Annotated in this window: 19 protein-coding genes; 2 read left to right on the top strand and 17 right to left on the bottom strand. The window is 38.7% G+C overall.

Translation table 11 applies throughout. The annotated features are described in order from the left end of the window. Positions 1-24: 24 nt before the first annotated feature. From JK629_RS05695 to JK629_RS05760, 14 genes are all read right to left on the bottom strand, one after another. Complete coding sequence (locus JK629_RS05695) at positions 25-1,317, bottom strand: murein hydrolase activator EnvC family protein (RefSeq protein WP_202337645.1); 1,293 nt, start codon at positions 1,315-1,317, stop codon at positions 25-27. Further along, positions 1,318-2,082, bottom strand: a complete 765-nt coding sequence (locus tag JK629_RS05700) for a DUF4292 domain-containing protein (RefSeq protein WP_202337646.1) — start codon at positions 2,080-2,082, stop codon at positions 1,318-1,320. 4 nt (positions 2,083-2,086) lie between these two features. Continuing rightward, a complete protein-coding gene (locus JK629_RS05705; RefSeq protein ID WP_202337647.1) occupies positions 2,087-3,454 on the bottom strand; it encodes a tetratricopeptide repeat protein in 1,368 nt (455 codons plus the stop codon). A 31-nt stretch (positions 3,455-3,485) separates the two neighbouring features. Then, positions 3,486-4,502 carry a sugar phosphate nucleotidyltransferase gene (locus JK629_RS05710; RefSeq protein WP_202337648.1) on the bottom strand — a complete coding sequence of 339 codons (1,017 nt, stop codon included), beginning with the start codon at positions 4,500-4,502 and terminating at the stop codon, positions 3,486-3,488. A 25-nt stretch (positions 4,503-4,527) separates the two neighbouring features. Then, positions 4,528-4,962 carry a dUTP diphosphatase gene (dut, locus tag JK629_RS05715; RefSeq protein WP_202337649.1) on the bottom strand — a complete coding sequence of 145 codons (435 nt, stop codon included), beginning with the start codon at positions 4,960-4,962 and terminating at the stop codon, positions 4,528-4,530. 6 nt (positions 4,963-4,968) lie between these two features. Next, positions 4,969-6,423: an oligosaccharide flippase family protein gene (locus tag JK629_RS05720; RefSeq protein WP_202337650.1), complete on the bottom strand. Its 1,455-nt coding sequence runs from the start codon at positions 6,421-6,423 to the stop codon at positions 4,969-4,971. Positions 6,424-6,494: 71 nt separating this feature from the next. Beyond that, a complete protein-coding gene (locus tag JK629_RS05725; RefSeq protein WP_202337651.1) occupies positions 6,495-6,890 on the bottom strand; it encodes an acyl-CoA thioesterase in 396 nt (131 codons plus the stop codon). After that, positions 6,887-8,239, bottom strand: a complete 1,353-nt coding sequence (mgtE, locus tag JK629_RS05730) for a magnesium transporter (protein WP_202337652.1) — start codon at positions 8,237-8,239, stop codon at positions 6,887-6,889. Before mgtE ends, JK629_RS05725 begins: the two co-directional genes overlap by 4 nt. Next, a complete protein-coding gene (rsmA, locus tag JK629_RS05735; RefSeq protein WP_202337653.1) occupies positions 8,229-9,011 on the bottom strand; it encodes a 16S rRNA (adenine(1518)-N(6)/adenine(1519)-N(6))-dimethyltransferase RsmA in 783 nt (260 codons plus the stop codon). Before rsmA ends, mgtE begins: the two co-directional genes overlap by 11 nt. Then, a complete protein-coding gene (locus JK629_RS05740; protein WP_202337654.1) occupies positions 9,011-9,319 on the bottom strand; it encodes a DUF4286 family protein in 309 nt (102 codons plus the stop codon). Before JK629_RS05740 ends, rsmA begins: the two co-directional genes overlap by 1 nt. Positions 9,320-9,418: 99 nt before the next feature. After that, positions 9,419-11,200, bottom strand: a complete 1,782-nt coding sequence (locus JK629_RS05745) for a tetratricopeptide repeat protein (protein WP_202337655.1) — start codon at positions 11,198-11,200, stop codon at positions 9,419-9,421. 162 nt (positions 11,201-11,362) lie between these two features. After that, positions 11,363-13,078 carry a T9SS type A sorting domain-containing protein gene (locus JK629_RS05750; RefSeq protein WP_202337656.1) on the bottom strand — a complete coding sequence of 572 codons (1,716 nt, stop codon included), beginning with the start codon at positions 13,076-13,078 and terminating at the stop codon, positions 11,363-11,365. 206 nt (positions 13,079-13,284) lie between these two features. Beyond that, positions 13,285-13,887: a hypothetical protein gene (locus JK629_RS05755; protein ID WP_202337657.1), complete on the bottom strand. Its 603-nt coding sequence runs from the start codon at positions 13,885-13,887 to the stop codon at positions 13,285-13,287. Positions 13,888-13,991: 104 nt separating this feature from the next. Next, positions 13,992-14,555: a DUF3109 family protein gene (locus tag JK629_RS05760; protein WP_202337658.1), complete on the bottom strand. Its 564-nt coding sequence runs from the start codon at positions 14,553-14,555 to the stop codon at positions 13,992-13,994. Positions 14,556-14,672: 117 nt separating this feature from the next. Here JK629_RS05760 and JK629_RS05765 point away from each other — a divergent pair, with 117 nt between their 5' ends. Further along, on the top strand, positions 14,673-15,254 hold the full coding sequence (locus JK629_RS05765) for a MarC family protein (protein ID WP_202337659.1): 582 nt from the start codon (positions 14,673-14,675) through the stop codon (positions 15,252-15,254). 6 nt (positions 15,255-15,260) lie between these two features. Continuing rightward, positions 15,261-15,458, top strand: a complete 198-nt coding sequence (locus tag JK629_RS05770; protein WP_202337660.1) for a hypothetical protein — start codon at positions 15,261-15,263, stop codon at positions 15,456-15,458. A gap of 4 nt (positions 15,459-15,462) precedes the next feature. Here JK629_RS05770 and JK629_RS05775 read toward each other — a convergent pair whose 3' ends face one another. The 3 genes from JK629_RS05775 to JK629_RS05785 form a co-directional block, all read right to left on the bottom strand. Continuing rightward, positions 15,463-17,064, bottom strand: a complete 1,602-nt coding sequence (locus tag JK629_RS05775) for a S41 family peptidase (RefSeq protein ID WP_202337661.1) — start codon at positions 17,062-17,064, stop codon at positions 15,463-15,465. After that, the gene (locus JK629_RS05780; RefSeq protein ID WP_202337662.1) at positions 17,064-17,498 is read right to left on the bottom strand and encodes a deoxycytidylate deaminase; all 435 of its coding nucleotides are present in this window, start codon (positions 17,496-17,498) and stop codon (positions 17,064-17,066) included. The genes JK629_RS05775 and JK629_RS05780 overlap by 1 nt, the downstream gene beginning before the upstream one ends. Before the next feature lie 131 nt (positions 17,499-17,629). Then, positions 17,630-18,208 (bottom strand): HupE/UreJ family protein, encoded by a 579-nt coding sequence (locus JK629_RS05785; protein ID WP_202337663.1) that lies wholly within the window; start codon positions 18,206-18,208, stop codon positions 17,630-17,632. Positions 18,209-18,277: the final 69 nt, after the last annotated feature.

An 18,277-nucleotide genomic window follows, 5' to 3' on the forward strand; every position in this document is an offset into this window, starting at 1 on the left:
AAGGGAGCTGTTTGGCTCCCTTTTTTACATCCTATAAATCCAATCGGCGGGGTTTATCTTGGTTTTGTTCTGATAGATGTAGAATTTTAAGACCGTTCTTCCTTCAGTAGCACTCTTTGCAACAGTTCCAATAGTTTGTTTTGTGGATACTTTGTCACCTTTTTTTACAGAAACAGTAGCCAAGTTACTATACACTGAAATGTAGTCTCCGTGTTGAATAAAAACAACTTTATTTGCCCCTTTTATTATTTGGATAGACATTACCTGGCCTTCAAAAATAGACCGTACCTCCGCATTATCTTCGGTAGCAATCTCGACCCCACTACTATTGGTTGTTACATTTGGAAACTGTGGGTGCTGGTGTGTCCCAAAACTTTTTACTACCATTCCTTTTTCAACGGGCCAGGGCAATTTTCCTTTGTTATTGGTAAAGCTTGCGGCAAGCGCCCGGTCTTCAGCAGTTAATGCAAATTCTTCAGACTTTGCGGGTTTGGTTATGGTATTTTTTGTTGTGGTCGTTATAGTTGTGTTACCCTTTGCTTTTTCAGCTGCAAGCGCCTTTTCACGCGCTATTCTATTTGCCTCTTCTATTGCGGCTTTTATAAGTGCGTCAATTTGGCGGTCTATTTCGTCTGCTTGTTTCTGTTTTGTTCTAATTTGTGCTGTAAATTTGCTTTCATCCTTTTTCAAGGTAGCCACGAGTGCTTGTTGATCTTTTCGCTCACTGGTCAATTGAGATTTTGCCACTTCGTTTTCAGCAATCAACTTTTGCTTGGTCTTTTTCTGTTCAATCAAATCTGCATTTAGTTTTTGAAGCTCTTCGGTTTTTGCTTTGATGCTCTCGCCTTGTTTCTTTCTAAACTTGGCATATTGCTTCATGTATTGCACCCGTTTATAGGCCTGTAGAAAATTCTGGGAGGACAACAAAAACATAATCCTACTCTGTTGGTTTTTGCTTTTGTATGATTTGCGAACCATTTCTGCATAATCTGCCTTCATTACCTTAAGCTCTTCACGTAGTGTGCTTATCTTATCAATGTTGTCATTAATGTTTCGGGTAAGTAAATTGGCTTGCTGGTTGGTAACACGAATAAGGTTTTCGCTGGCAGCAATGCGCTGGTTGAGATCTTCAACTTGCGAAAGCACTGATTTTTCCTCCTTTTTTGTTTTAAAAAGAAGCGAATTTATCTGCTTTATTTCTTCCAGAATGGCCTGTCTTTTTTCCTCAAGTTCCTTTTGTTTGTCAACTTGCGCAGAAACTGTTGAAATCGTAATTAAACCAATAAATAAAAAAAGATATGTGCGGAAATGCTTCATTTAGTTAAGTTGGATTTCTTCGTAGCCTTGTGGAATTTCAAACGGAAAACTCACGTCTGCATTCAAATCTATTTTTTTGAAATTCATTTCTATTTTTGTTTTTGAGCCTTTTTCCGAAGTGTCTATTGAAATTATTGATGGAAAATATTGCCCGCCAATCTCTTGGTAATCGCCATAACGGATGCTCAATAATCTATCCGCATTGGGCTGGGATAGGGTTTCCAAAGCAATTTTGAAATTTTCTGGGTTCAAAAATAGTGAATGTATAAAATCTTGCGGTTGCTGTTTGGGCTGCATTTTAAATTTATTCTGAAAAACCTCTGATTTATACTCTGAGGGATTCAACGTAAATATGGATTGCCCCAAAAGCAGATTCTGGGCCTGTTGAAAATTTATCGGAGTACCGATCCATTCGCCCAACAAAGCAAAATCACCTTCAAAGTACGTGTTGCCAACAGTTTCATAATAGCGCACGCTTGTGGGCGTTATCAGGACCTTTGCGATTGTAATTCCCAAAATCGAAGCTTTTACCCAAATGTGCTTGTCTTTTTCCATACGCAGGCTCACGGTAATACTCTGCAATTTTTCATCGGTTTCATACACCAATTGTACCCTTCCCGCCAGTGTTTTAAAATCTGGGGCAGCAGCTTTGTGGGCAGCAATTATCTCCTTGGCAGAAGCATTTTCGATATTTGAAATGTTCTTGGCACCACCGCAGGATGAAAGTACCAGTAGCAACAAAATGTAATAGGGTTTCAGTTTCATAAAATTAATTCGGCATTTTAGTTGCGGCAGCTTTATCGGAATACATTTTGGCTTTTTTGTCATCGCCTTTGGTACTGTAGGCCAAGCTTAATTGTTGGTAAAAATCACGCTCCATTTTTGGATCTTCCAAAATAAAATCCAGACCAATTTCCAGACTTTCAATTGCGGCGTCACTTTTTTGAAGTCCGTTGTTTGCAACACCATTCAATAAATATAAAAGTGCTTGTGAGGGAAAAATTTCAAGGCCTTCAGCACTCAGTTTTACTGCGGCATCATATTTTTTGAAATCTATTTGAAACAAAAGTGTATTCTTCAAAAGATGGTAATTATCAGGGTCTTGGGCTATTCCTTTTTCATATGCGGTAAGGGCGTCTTCCTTTCGGTTTTTTGCAGCGTAATAATCTCCCAGTTTTTCGTAAACACGACCGTTTTCAATTGAAAATTGACTTACTATTTCTGCCAATTGCGTTTCGTATTCTGGGTTTTCATTCACATACTGAATAAAATCGCCCAGGACTTTATACTTTGTTTCCTTATCAACCTCTTCCGAAGCAAAAACAATTTTCATAGATTTTATTGCTTCCACGGCATTGCCCTCATCCAGATAAAATTTATAAAGCGCCAAATGTACCAATTGTGAATTTGGATTGCTTTCCAACAGGTTTTTTGCAGCTTCAAATGCTTTTTCTTTATTGCCCTGCTCACTGTAGAGAAAGATGAGATTCAGATATTCTTTTTCGTTTTTTGGATTGTTGTCAATTTTCTGTTCTAGATTTTCTATTGCTCCTTCGGTATTGCCGCTGGCACGATAAATTTGGGCACGCAAGGCATTTCTTATATCACTCTCGCCCCAAATTTGATCAAGGTTGTCCAATTGCTCCAAAGCTTTGTCATATTGCTTTGTAAGTGTATAAAGATTGGCTAAATCTTCTTTGTAATCTTCATCAAAAGGTATAAGCTTTTGTACCAAAGGAATGGCTTTTTCATAGTCTTTCTGTTGATAGTACAATTCATAAAACTGCTCCAAAACATCCAGTTTATCGCCTTGGCTTTTCAATACTTTGTTGAAATTTTCTTCAGCTTGAGCATATTGTTTTAGATAGGTGTGGTTTTTCCCCATTTCAAAATAAACCACGGCTTTGTTCTCTTCGCTTTTTGCTGCCTTTTCGGCTTTGTTTAAAGCGATGAGCGCTAGTTCATAATTCTCAATGCCCTTTTGTTTTAACGCTTCAAAAAAGTTTTCCTGAAACGCATCAGTAACATTTTCCGGTTCTGCATTTGGCAGATTTTCGGTTTCTTGAGACCATGCATCGTTTGGCAGAAGCAGTATTCCGAAGAAAATTAGAAGTATGTGTTTTATTATTATCCTCAAATTATGAAATTTCTGCCTTAAAAGGAATAGGTTATTTTAACTCTGAATAATCACCGATGCTCACATTGGTGAATTTGCCATCAAAAGTAGCATAATTGCCAATCATGGCGTTATCCAAATGTGCGTTCTTTATTTTTGAATGCTTTTGGATAATACTGTTTTTTACGGCACTATCCTCAATTACCGTGCCCTCGCCAATAGAGGCGTATGGGCCAACAGTGCTGTTTTTTAAAATTACACTTTCACCAATAAAGCAAGGTTCAATTATTTTTGAATTTTCATTGCTGATGTTTTCAGAAATCAAAGGATAATTTGCTTCAGAAAGAAAACCCAACATTTTTTGATTGGTTTCCACGGTAACTTCTTTATTTCCGCAATCCATCCATTCATCTACCGTTCCGGTTTTAAAAATTTTTCCTTTGGCCATCATTTGTTTTATACCGTCGTTTATTTGGTATTCGCCGCCATTGATAATGTTGTTTTCTAAAACAAATTGTAATTCATCTTTAAGTTGCGAAACATCCTTAAAATAGTAAATACCTATAACGGCTTGGTCGCTCACATATTCTTTTGGTTTTTCAACCAGTTCAATAATCTCGTTTTTATCGTTAAGGTTTACAACGCCGTAGGCTTCGGGATTTTCAACTTTTTTGGTCCAAATTACAGCATCTGCATCTTTGTCCAAATCAAAATCTGCACGTATCAAAGTATCTGCATAAGCGATTACTGCCGGTCCCGAAAGTGAATCCTTGGCACACATAATTGCATGGCCTGTTCCCTTTGGATCGAGTTGGCGATAAATAGTAGGCTTTGCATTTAAACTTGTTGCAAGTGCTTTTAAACTTTCCACCACATCATCACCAAAAAAAGCGGGATCGCCGAGAATGAATGCGATTTCATCAATCTTTTCATTCAAAACTCCAACAATATCTTCCACCAAACGGTGCACGATTGGTTTTCCTGCAACGGGAATCAATGGTTTTGGAACGGTAAGTGTATGTGGGCGAAGTCGGCTGCCGCGGCCTGCCATTGGGACTATTATTTTCATTTTTTTTTAAATTGAATTCAAATTCTTATTTCACGCCAGTACTTCCAAAACCTCCCGCTCCGCGTGAAGTATCGGTTAATTCTTCAACTTCTTCCCAAACGGCGCGTTCGTGTTTTGCGATTACCAATTGCGCAATTCGTTCGCCGTGTTCAATAGTAAAGTCTTCGTTGGAAAGGTTTACCAAAATCACCCCGATTTCTCCGCGATAATCGGCATCAATGGTTCCGGGGGAATTTAAAACAGTGATTCCTTTTTTTGCTGCCAAACCGCTTCGTGGGCGCACTTGTGCTTCGTAACCGATTGGCAATTCAATGAAAAGCCCTGTTTTTACAATGGCACGTTGCAAGGGTTTTAATGTTGAAGGTCCGTCAACGCAGGCGCGTAAATCCATTCCGGCGGAAGCTATTGTTTCGTAGGAAGGCAATGGGTGGTTTGATTTGTTGATTATTTTAATTGTCATTGAAAATTATTTTCGGATGATTTTTAAAAATTCCTTCTTTTCAGAATAGAACATAATTACGGCAAATACAATTAACAACGCAGTTCCTATCAATATATTTCCGTTGAAAGCGTAAAAGGAAATTGCCGAAAAACCAATGGCCAAAAGCAAATAACCGCTTATTTTTTTCGCTTCGTAAGGCACGTCATAATACTTGCGGCCGTAAAGATACGAAAGCACCATCATACTGCCATAGGCGGCAAGCGTTGCGATTGCGGAACCCATATAACCTATAATAGGAATCAAAACATAGTTCAAAACTAAAGTTACAATTGCCGCAAAAATTGAAATATAGGCCCCGAATTTTGTGCGGTCCGTAACTTTGTACCATACCGAAAGGTTGTGGTAAATTCCCAAAAAAAGATTCGCCAAAAGTATGAGTGGAACTATTTTTAACGCCTCCCAATATTGACTGTTTGGGATTAAAATTCGTTTGAAAATGTCTATATACACAACTACGACCAAAAGAATGAGGCAGCCGAAAAGCGTGAAATATTTGGTAATGGTGGCATACGTATTTTTTGCATTTTCGTGACCGGAATGGTTGAAGAAAAATGGTTCGATGCCCAATCGGAAAGCCATAACGAAAAGCGTCATAAACATTCCCAATTTATAGCAGGCAGAATAAAGACCAACCTGAACCTCCGCAATATTTTCGGGTAAAAGATATTTCAGAAGAATTCTGTCAAAAGCTTCGTTTATACTGAAAGCAATTCCTGCAATCAATACGGGAATGGCGTATTTCATCATCTGTTGCCAAATGGTTTTGCTGAAACCGAAACCAATTTTCGCATAAAGCGGAAGCAGTACCAAAAGCGTTACTGCACTCGCAATTAAGTTCGCGATGAAAACATACGCTACTTTATTTTCGGGAAACCAAAGGGAATTCCAATAACCGCTGCTTTTAGCAAGTTTCGGAAGCATTAAAAGGAAAAATAAATTGAATGCGAGATTTATAACTACGTTGAAAATTTTGACCGTAGCATATTTCATGGGTTTTTCGTTGGCGCGGAACCATACGAATGGTAATACCACCAAAGCGTCCAAAGCTAAAATTAAAAGTCCGTAGGTTACGTATTCAGGTTTAAAATCTGAAACCTCAGCGATGAAATTTCTGAAAAGCAACGTTATTCCCAAAAATATTAATGTGGAAACCGTAAGCGAGGTAAGCGTTGTGGACTGAACGATTTTTTGTTGTGAAGCGTCTTTGGTAACAAATCTGAAAAAAGCGGTTTCCATTCCGTAGCTCAACAAAACATTTCCCAAAATAAGGAACGCCATCACGGTGGAATAGATTCCGTATTCCTCGGGCAACAAAACTTTCACATAAAGCGGCACTAAAATTACCGAGAGCACGCGCGGCAAAACCGTGGCGAGGCCGTAAATAAATGTCTGTTTAAAAAGTTTTTTGAAAACGCTCAATGCGGTGCAGTTTTATAGCGCAAAAGTATTGAAAATAATAGTTTTGAAGGCTACTTCCCTAACTTCATATTTTAAATGAAAAGGTTTGAAATTTCCTCCGTAATTTTTGTGGGCCGAAATGTTTTCGCATCCAAAAAGCACCAAAGCGTGGTAGCTTCAACGATAATTTTTCCATCAGAAGGACGGATTATTTTGTAATGTCGTTCACTTTTTACGCCTTCGTAATTATCAATCCAGGTCTGGGTTTCAAGTTCTTCGCCTAAAAAGGAAGGATTTTTATAGGAAATGAAATGATTCAAAACTACCCAAACATATTGCTCACGCTGTGCTTCGGTAGTTTTTGAAATCCAATGCGCTTTCGCAGCATCAAGGCACCATTGCAAATAAGTAACATTATTTACGTGATTCAAACCATCAATAGCTGAAGCGGGAACGGTGAAGCGCTGTTTGAAAATTTCAGATTTCAAAAGCCTAAAATTAATTTCGCAATAAGAAAATAGGTAAGTATTCCGAAAATATCATTGCTTGTGGTTATAAACGGACCCGTTGCTACGGCAGGATCAATTCCTCTTTTATCTAAAAGAATGGGAATGAATGTGCCAATCAAAGCCGCAAGAATAATAACAGTTATAATTGCGATACCAATACTGATGGATTCGAGATAAGAAGTAAAGAAAAAAAAATGGCTAATAACCAAAACAACCAAAGCGATGGCAATGCCGTTAACAAGTGCTAGCAAAGATTCTTTCAATAATCGCGTTATAATATTTCCTTTTATGGTATCGTTCGCGAGTCCCTGCACCACAATTGCGCTGGACTGTACGCCAACATTTCCTGCGGTTGCTTGAATTAGCGGTACAAAAATTATGATTTTTGGAAAAGTGGTCATCATGGATTGGAAACCAGTAATTATGCTAGCAGCTCCCAAACCGCCCAACATTCCAATCATCAGCCAAGGTAAGCGGGCTCTTGTAAGCTTAAAAATACTATCGTCTGCCTCTACATCCTGTGATATACCGGCAGCCATTTGGTAATCTTTTTCAGCTTCTTCTTTTATGAAATCTACAATATCATCAATGGTAATTCTACCTACCAAAACACCTTCTTCATCAACTACCGGGATGGCTTCCAAATCGTATTTCTGCATAATTCGCGCCACGTCCTCAGCTTCGGTATGTACATTTACGTAATCTACTTTTGGAATGTAAATTTCGCTAATATGTGCTTTACTGGGTGCCGTAAGCAAATCTTTCAGCGAAAGCCTGCCCTTTAGTTTTCCTTCTTTATCAGTAACGTAAATGGAATGTACACGGGTAACATTTTCCGCCTGTCGGCGCATTTCGCGTACGCAACCGGCCACGGTCCAGGTTTCTTTTACGCGAACCAATTCTTTCGCCATCAACCCTCCGGCTGTATCCTCATCATAACGTAAAAGGTCAACAATATCTGCGGCGTGGTCTTCGTCTTCAATGTGGCCAATAACCTGCTTTTGAACATCGTCATCGAGCTCTGCGATTATATCTGCCGCGTCATCGGTGTCCATTTCGTCAAGCTCGTCGGCAATTTCGGAAGGGGAAAGATTGTCGAGAATGCGTTCCCTAAAATCGTCATCCAACTCCATTAACGCTTCACTGGTAATCTCGCTATCGAGAAGTTTGACCAAATACGTGGCTTCTTCGTGGTTCAGCTCCTGTAGTAGCTCTGCCACATCGGCAAAGTGAAAATCGTGCAAGAGGCCTTTCAGCGCATCGCCATCATTATTGGCAATGTACTGTTCAATCTGCTCTATAAACTCTTCAGTCAGTTCAAATTGCATCGGTTTCCAGTTTTTGTGTGAGGGCTATAAATTGTGTAACAGAAAGTTGTTCAGGGCGTTTGCCAAAGATAGCATCTTCTTTTATTTTATCGGATAGATTAAAGGATTTTAAACTGTTTCGAAGTGTTTTTCTACGTTGCTGAAAAGCTGTTTTCACAACTTTATAGAGCATTTTTTCATCGCAGGGAAGGGTGTAATTTTCTTTTCTTCGGAGCCGAAGGACGCCGCTGTCTACTTTTGGAGGGGGGTTAAAGACTGATGGTGGCACAGTGAACAAATATTCGGCATCGTAAAATGCTTGTGCCAAAACCGAAAGAATTCCATAAGCTTTGCTGCCTTCCTTTTCACAGATTCTTTCAGCCACTTCCTTTTGGAACATACCTGTAAACTCTGGAATTTGCTCTTTCCAATCCAACAATTTAAAAACAATCTGCGTTGAAATATTATAGGGAAAATTGCCCGTTATGGCGAATTGTTCTTCCCCGAAAAGCTGTGAAATATCATACTTCAAAAAATCCGCTTCAAGGATTTTAAGGTTTTTATCGGGATAATTTTCCTCTAAATATGCAATAGATTCCGTGTCGAGATCCATTGCGATAACTTCAATATTTTTTTTAATTAAATATTTGGTCAGTACGCCCATGCCGGGACCTATTTCCAAAACGTTTTTATAGCCTTCAAGAGACAATGTATCGCCAATTTTTTCGGCAATAGTTTCGTCTTTTAGAAAGTGTTGGCCTAAGTGTTTTTTTGCGCGTACTTCTTTTCCCATCAGTGTTCGCTTACAATTTCAAGTTCTGTGCGGAATGCTACAAACTTGCCTTCAAAAGGTTTACTTTGTGCACGAAGTTCGGCAGCGTTTTCGGCATAATATTTTTGAAGTGTTTCCTTGCTGTCGGTTGTATATTGAACCGAATAGGTAATTCCGCCCATTTCTTCCTCAACCACTACCCGTGTCATCAAGGCTTTGCTGAATTTTCCGGTAGCGAGCATCGCTGGTATGTGTTCGGCCTTCATCCATTGCAGCCAACGCTCGTGAATGGTTTCTTCTATGTTTAAGGTTACGTTGTAGATGTACATGTTTTTTTAAATTCCAATTTTCAAGTACCAAATTCCAAAATCATTTAATCTAAATACAAATTCCTATTTGGAATTTGGGATTTGAAATTTGGTGCTTTTTTAATTTATAGCATCCCCCCGCAAGGCACGGTACTTCTTCCGTGAATCCACAAAATAAATACTGTCCGCAAAGTTGAAAATGATCGCTTCGTATTGTGCTTTTGCCTTATCGGGTTGGTCTAATTTTTCTTCATAGATTTTTGCGAGGCGGTAATGGGCATCATCGGCCAAAATATCTTCATTATAAAATTCTATGATTTTTATGTAGTTAGATTCGGCTTTATTATACTGGCCAGTTTTCTCGTAAATCATTCCTTGTTTTAATAAAGCCTCGTCCTCTATTTTTTCGCCTTTGTGGTTTGTTAAAATATCTTCCAACGCATTAATAGCTTCTGAGTTTCTATCTTGAAAAGCTAATAGATCTGCTCGGGCATATTTTTTCAGAGCTGTTTGGGTAGAGTCTTCCAATGAGTTGTCGCGAATCAACAAACTAAGCTGCATGGCATCGTTCGCCATTAATTGCGATGTAGATTTTTTCAGCACGTCCAGCTGTACTTGCGCCCATTCAAAATCACCTTTAAAATAACTGGTTCGGGCTACTTTAAATCGCGCTTCCTGGGCAAGGACGTCGCTTTGTACTTTTTTCTGGATTTGGGAATAATAGATGAGTGCTTCATTGAATTTTTCATCAAAGACCAAAATATCTGCCAGCTCCATTTTTACCCGGGCTTCTTGATAGGAAGTTAAATTTTGTTTGGCTAAATTCTTCAGGTTTTCTATGGCGACTTCTTTTTTATTGTTTTGAAAGGCCAAAAAATGATTGTAGTCTATTTGCAGCAAATAGGTCTCGCGGTTTCGTCCAAATTCATCCAAAAGGCTTTCAAACTTTTTTTCAACTTCAGCATATTGTTTGGGAGTGGCGGTTTTTACTTCCATCTTCATCAAAATTTGATTGCCCTGAAGCTTGTTTTGGGGAGTGAATGAATTCTCAATTATGTAATTTACTATTTCTCTTCCCACTTCATAATCTTCATCGGCAATAGCAATGTAGGCAAGTTCCGTAATTCCACCAAGGTCTTCGCCTATACGTTTATAAATAGCTTTTTCTTGTATAAATGCTTTTTTATATTCTTTTTGTTGAATAAACAACCAACTGAGCAATTCGTTATATAGAAGGTCGGGATTTTGCTGTGACCGCTGTAATAGTGCTTTTTTGAGTTGCAAATTTGCCTCGTTGTCGGGGTCTTCATTTATGTAAAGGCTAAAATAGCGCTGTGCGGAACCTTTAAATGCCTGGTTCTTTTCCACCAGGCCCAAATAGCGGTCAAACATTTTTTCAAGTTTTCCCTGTTCGCCATAGATCTGCGCGAGTTGCATGTTGAAATCCAATTTATCGCTAAGCGCCATTGCTTTTTCATAAGCAGCTACAGCTTCGTCCAAAAGGCTGTATTTTTCAAAAGTATTGCCGATACTGTAGGAATAATTAGGGTTTAAGTCAATGGACTCTATTGCTTTGTTATAATTTTGAGCCGCTATTTCTGGTTTATTTTGAAGTGAATAGTTATAGCCCAATTCTATATACAGCTGCGGAAAATTTTTGCCGTTGCCCAATTTTTCTTTTATGAGACGTTCCGCCTCGGAATAATTTTCAAGTTGTTGGTTGCTTTGTACAACGCCCATAAAAAAGTCTAGCCTGTATGGGTTTTCTTTGTTCAGCTTTTCATAAATGCGCAAAGATTTTTCAAACTGACCTTGTTCAAAATAATTTTTTGCCAATGCATCGCTTTGTGAAAAGCTTGCCATGGCATTAAAAAAGAAGAGTATTAAAAAAATAGTACGCATGCCGTAAATATAAGCAAATGACCCGATGCTATAAAGTTCTTTGGGAATTTATCAAAAACAAGGCCGCAACACTTACTTACCGTCTTTGATTTTAAATTTTTTCAATAAAAAAGGGACCGCTATTAGGCAGGTCCCCTCTTTTCAACATTAAACAACCTCCTCTTATTGTTTAATGATTCTGTATATACTGGATTGTCCATCAATATTTACCTTCATCAAGTATATTCCTGCTGTAATTGATGAAATGTTGATTGACGGGTTGTTTTGCTGCGGAGAAGTTTCAAGAACCTTTTGCCCTAACAATGAATAAATTTTAACATTATCAATAGTTTGGGTAGCCGATAAGTTTAGAATTTCATGTGCTGGATTTGGATAAAAGGCAAATCCTAAAAAATTGTTTTCTTCTGTTGAAGCTGTAGCGTTTTGTGCATCAAAATAAAGCCCATATCCAAACGAACCGCCTGCACTAGTACCTGCAAAAGCCATACATGGGTTGTCGTCAGGGGTTTCTGCCACAGCAGAGGCAAATCCATCAAATACATCTACGTCGCTATCGTTCACTGCTTCAAAAGGGCCAAAGGAAGTGCCATCATATCTATGTGAGCGGTTTACATCATTGTCAGAATTATCGATAATATCACGTACATAAGAAGTTTCCATGATTTCACTATTGTTCACTTTCTGCATCCAAGAATCTATGTGTGCAATGTTATATCCTGCAGAGGTGGTTACATAACCTGTGGGTGCATAGGCCGCTCCATTTTCCCGGCGGTATGCTTGGCCGTCAAACTTATCGGTACTTCCCGCTGCCCGCGAAGATGCAATTATCAACACCTCATCGCTGGCTATCCCTTTTCGAGCAGCACATATGGTTGGGTTTAGTGATTCTATGCTAGCGCCATCAGTAACGGTTTCGTTACTACCCCATGAGGCTGGATCATTATAGTCGGTATTTACATTGGCTCGTATACTTCTAGAATTAAAGCCTATAAAGGTAGTGTAGCAGCCGCCAAGGTAACCATATGCGAATTCAACTTGCTCTCCAACAATTCCGAGCGAGTTTTCGTCGGCCCAGTCAAACCCGAAACTACCCGACGTACTTCTGGCCGAATATATATTATGGTCAGATTTTTCATAAGTAGCAAAACTTCTTTGTGTCCCTACACCTGGGTAGTTGGTGCCAACTCCAAAATCCACTACATCGCTAGCTATCACTTGTGCGTCAAACACGCCAGTATTTGTGTCCCATCTCCATGCTTGGAAATTTTTACTTTCTGTTACCAAATAAGCTATAAGGTAGCTATCATCATAAGTTATAAGTTGCATTTTTCGCATAGGGGCGGTCACGCCAACTTTTTTCCACTCATCAAAGGATAGTCCACCATCTTGGGAACGATAAATAAATATGGAATCGAAAGTTCCTCCAAATTCAATTAGGTTCTCATAGATGCCAATATAGATATTGTCAGAAATCCTGTCTTTATCCATATCTACACCATCTACATAATCATCACGTAATAGTTGGTCATTGCCCCATTCAGGGATTAATCCTTCCCCATCGCGTTCCAAAATTTTACTCGGGACAAATGCACCATTAATAGGTAAATTTTCCACGGTTTCTGGCAACCTATTAGTAACAATTGGCTTGTACAGTGCAGCTACGTTGGGGTCAATGGCTTGCCATGCATTTTTAATGGCAAGTCTATTTGCATTAATTTCTGACGCAGTGCCGTTTTCTTCAAGATTTTTGGCTTGTTGGTAAAGAGCCTGAAGTTCTGGCGTTCTGTTTGGGACGATAGTATTCCCGATTAAATCTGTTTGTGCTATGCCTGTGATGATACAAAGTGAGCACATTAAAAAGGTAATTGCATTTTTCATGATTACTTGTTTTAATTAATACTTGTCTATTCACTTTATAATCGAGGAGTTTACTAATGAGTAAGTAATAAACTTAGGCAAATCTAAGCCAGGGTCATTTATTGGGTTATAATTATTGTACCAAATTCTATAACAAATGTAACATGTATAAAAAAGCCGAAAACACAGGTGTTTTCGGCTTAAATAAAATTATTGAAAGAAGGTCTTTAGCCTAATTTTTCTAGATTTAGCTCTTCAATAGCGTCCCAGGTTTCATCTAAATCCATATTGGCGCCTTTGGCTTCCAGATAAAAACGGTTGCTTTCCATGAGTTGGATTTTACTTCTGTTGTTGCCAGTGCGATATTCCTCAATGGCTTTTGCCCCATTCTTAGTGACAGTTCTTCGGAAACCGTTTTCATCTTCTTCTTCAAAATCTTGCGACATTACCATTCTAACTCCTGCTGTTGCAGCTGCGCCCACTTGGCCAGCGCCATCAATTATACTGATTGAGAATTTCTTTGATTTGTCTTCATTTGCATAAACGGCTTCAATTGAAGATATATTCATCATGCCCGCTTGGCCCGCCTTGTAGCTTATGCGCTTCAATCCCTCCACTTCTTCCGGAAGCCAAGATTTTAATTCTTCATTGGTTAACGGTGTAGTTGCCTGTAATTCTTTAATATCTTCCTGCATATTGGTCATTTCCTGAACTGCGTTGGTAGAATTGGAAACAGCGTCTTTGGTTTCCTTAATTTTTTTGCTTACAGGGTTGTCCTTACAGCTCATAAAAACCGAACAGACTACTAAGGCAAGTACATACTTTTTCATAATTGAAAATTTTAGTTAGTAAATAATTTTGTTGAATTATAGCACTAATATAATCAATATCAGAAAAATAAGCAGTGTTTAAAAAGAAGAAGATATTGTGAGGATTATATTTCCGCGGCCACTTTTTCTAGTTCTGAATACCAATTTTCACCAAACTTTCGGATAAGGGCGGTTTTTACGAATTTGTAAACGGGTACTTTAAGTTCCTTGCCTAAAGTGCATGCATCATCACATATGGGCCAGCGATGATAGTTTACGGCGGCAAATTCACTGTAGTCCTGAACGCGAACAGGGTAGAGGTGACAAGATATTGGTTTTCTGAAATCAATTGCACCCGCATTAAATGCATCTTCAATGCCGCAGCTGGCAATACCTCTGTCTGTAAAAGTAACATAAGCGCATTCTTTACCATCAACCAAAGGTGTTTCCAATTCGTCAAGATCTGTTTTGATGTGTGCGCCTTGTTGTTCAATGGCGGCAATCCCTTCTGGTCGAAGAAAAGGTTTCACTTTGGGGTATATTTCCTGAAGAATTGCTACTTCTTCTTCAGTGACAGGAGCCCCCGCTTCGCCTTCAATACAACACGCTCCCTTACAGGCATTGAGGTTGCAAACAAAATCTTTTTTGATAATGTCTTCAGAAACGATTGTTTTTCCCAGTTGAAACATGCGGCAAATATAGCGTGTTTGCGTATTTTATTTGGTTTAAATTATACTTTTATTAACGATAATGAAGGGTATTTCATCAAATTTAATTGCCTAATTTTGCGCCCTTAAATAAAAGCTATGGTTTTAAATTTTAAGGAGATAGTTACGGCCACGATGGTTCTTTTTGCAGTTATTGATATAATAGGTAATATTCCTATTATAATTGGGCTACGCGAAAAAGCTGGTCATATAAACTCGGGCAAAGCCTCTGTAATTGCAGCCATAGTGATGATTGTTTTTCTCTTTTTGGGAGAAAGCATTTTAAAATTGATTGGCGTTAACGTAAATGAATTTGCAGTAGCGGGCGCACTTATACTTTTCTTTATTGCCCTAGAAATGATTCTCGGCGTCACACTTTTTAAGGAAGAAGACACCAGTCCAGATTTGGCCTCTATATTTCCATTGGCCTTTCCGCTATTGGCGGGCCCCGGAAGTTTGACCACGCTGCTTTCTTTGCGTGCAGAATATGCCATTCAAAATATAATTGTAGCAATTTTGGTAAATATCGTTATCATTTTTGTGGTGCTGAAAACATCTGGAAGATTACAACGTTTTTTAGGAAAGAACGGAATTGCAGTGATTCAAAAAATATTTGGTGTAATTTTGCTGGCGATTGCTGTGAAGCTTTTTACCTCAAATATCCAAGAATTGTTTAATTAATTTATAATGAAGATATTTATTTCCATATTGATCGCCTTGGCCACAGGATTGGTGATTTTTAACGCCACTAAACTAGATTTCGACAATTTATTTGAAGGCGACAGTGCCGTGGCTACCATCAGTATTCTGGCAGGACTTTGTGCAATTTTAATGCTAAGTATATTGTTGGTTTCCAAAACCATCGCTAGCCGTACTAAAAAGTAGACCGTTAATTTTTTTCCAAATGGTTGCTGGCCTCCAGTTCCAGAACTTTTAGAAGCATTGGGTCATTTTCGTTAAGAATAATTTCGTACTCATTTGGGCCAAAAAGCTGCTGTGCAATGTTTGCCTTGAGTGTTCTTTTCAAATCTTCGGTGTAATTTGATAAGTCTATTTGCGCCTCGTTGAATTTTGCGTACTCAATAAATTCTTTTGAAAGCTTCTCGTCCACGATAAAATTTTTTCTGAAATCGTCAAATTTTATTCCTTTAAACATATCTCGGTTTTTTTCGAGATACTCAAAGATGAAATAGCTCATAAACCCGCTTCTAGAAACATATTGAAGGGTTTCATTTTCCACGCTTGTGTCTTTTGGGACAAAAACGTCTGGTATAATTCCGCCGCCGCCATACACTACCTTTCCTTTTGGGGTTTTATATTTTAAAGAATCGGCCACTTTTATACTATCAGCGTGAATTAATTCACCATTTCGGTACCTTTTTTCATAATCGCTATAATAGGTTTCATTTCCATTTCCGTACGGACGCTGTATGGAACGGCCCGTGGGTGTATAGTAGCGTGCAATGGTTAAACGTACCGCACTGCCATCGCCTAGGGACATTTCACGCTGTACAAGTCCTTTCCCGAAGGAGCGGCGGCCAATAATGGTTCCCTTGTCGTTATCCTGTAACGCGCCTGCTACAATTTCACTGGCAGAGGCTGAATTTTCATTGATTAGAACATACAATTTTCCGTGTTCAAAATCACCACGGCGGGTGGCGTAGGTTTTGTTTATATCGCCACTTTTGTTTTTTGTGATGAGGACTAATTTGTCATCTTCCAAAAATTCATCTACCACACGTTCCGCTGTTGAAATGTATCCGCCTGGATTGTTGCGGAGGTCCAGAACCAATTTTTTGATGCCTTGGTCTTTAAGTTTGTCTAGTGCAGTTTCAAATTCCTTAAAAGTTGTTTCAGAAAAACGGTTTATTTTTATGTAGCCCAGATCTTCATCTAATTTATAGGAAGCATCCACGCTCACAAGAGGCACTTGTTTTCTTCTTACTTTTAATTCCAAAACTTTCTTTTGACTAGGACGGTAAACATCTAAGGATACTTTGCTGTTTATTTCGCCTTTTAAGTAATTGGAAATGCTATCGCGATTGACCAACTCGCCAAAAAGTTTTTTGCCATCGGCATATAAAATTCTGTCACCCCCTTTTATACCTGCCTTTTCTGCGGGTCCTCCTTCAATGGAGCGAATAACGGCAATAGTATCTTTATAAATGTAAAAACTTACGCCGATGCCCGTAAAGGCACCGCGCATATCATCAGCGTTGTGCTGGTATTCGCTTTTTGGAATATATACGGAGTGCGGATCGAGGTTTTCAAGGATTCCGTTTACGGTAACATCAACAATACTATCGGTATTTACATTGTCAACATATTCATAATCTATATAGTCAATAAGACGGTTGAGCTTATCTTTTTTGGAATTTGTTGCAAATATTTTTTCAGTATTGTCATTAAAATTGAGTTTCGACCCAATAAAAACACCTGCGGCAAGCGCCAGTCCAATCCACAAAGGCAAGTATTTTTTATAATTTCCCATTATTCTATATCCAAATCTGAAATGTGCTGTATGCTAACTCCTGCTTTTTCCAAAAAAGCAATCCCAGAGTTGTCTTTATATTCGTTATAATATACCATTCTCTTTATGCCCGCTTGATGTATTAATTTGCTACATTCCTTGCAGGGAGACATTGTGATATAAAGTGTTGCTCCCTGGCAGGCCTGTGTACTTGAAGCTACTTTTAAAATTGCATTTGCTTCTGCATGGAGCACGTACCACTTTGTAAAACCTTCGTCATCCTCACAAATGTTTTCAAAACCGGTGGGGGTGCCGTTATAACCATCACTAATAATCATTTTGTCTTTTACAATAAGTGCGCCAACCTGTCTTCGCTTGCAATAAGAAAGTTTGCTCCATTCTTGGGCCATTCGTAGATACGCAATATCGTACTTGCGTTGTTTGCTGTCCTTCATACTTTTAAATAGACAACGAAATTACTTGGAAGTTACGCCACTGCCAAAAAAAATGTTGTTAAGTTATTGCCAAAGTGAAATTGGAAGAATAGACACCTCAATGTGAAACCCCAAAGAATAACAATTGCTTTCTAAAAAATCCAGTTGTCGATGAGCATGGGAATTATCATCCCAATAACTAATGAAGAAACCACCAAAACCCAATCCCGCTTGTTGAAACGAAAAATAGTTTGGAAGATGAATGCGATGATTAAAATTATTATCACCACAATAATTTGCGCCGCTTCTATACCGAGAGCAAATTCCAGCAAGGGCAAAATTTCTCCGCTCCTGTCCAATGCTTTATAGAAAGAAGCAAAGCCTAACCCATGTATCAATCCAAAGAAAATGGTAACGATATAAAAAATCCCCATTTTTTCCACTTTCTTTTCTTTCCCGGCAGTAAAGAGATTGAAAAGTGCCGCAACTAAAATAGTTACAGGAATTAAAAACTCAATAACCTTACTCGAAACACTTACCACATTATAACTGGCCAAAAGCAATGAAAGTGTGTGGCCAATGGTAAACATGGTTACCAAAAGCAGTAATTTTTTCCACGAAGAAAAAGTGTAAGCTGCACAGAGCACAATTAAAAAGAGAACGTGATCGTAGGCCTTCCAATCCAACACGTGGTGGAGACCAAGGTTAAAATACAACCAGAAATCAGACATTGGGGATAGTGGTTTTCAAGGTTTGCCCAAATATAGTGATTGTGGGGAAGATTTCTAATTAATTGGAAA

It is taken from the genome of Aequorivita iocasae (assembly GCF_016757735.1).
GTDB lineage: Bacteria > Bacteroidota > Bacteroidia > Flavobacteriales > Flavobacteriaceae > Aequorivita > Aequorivita iocasae.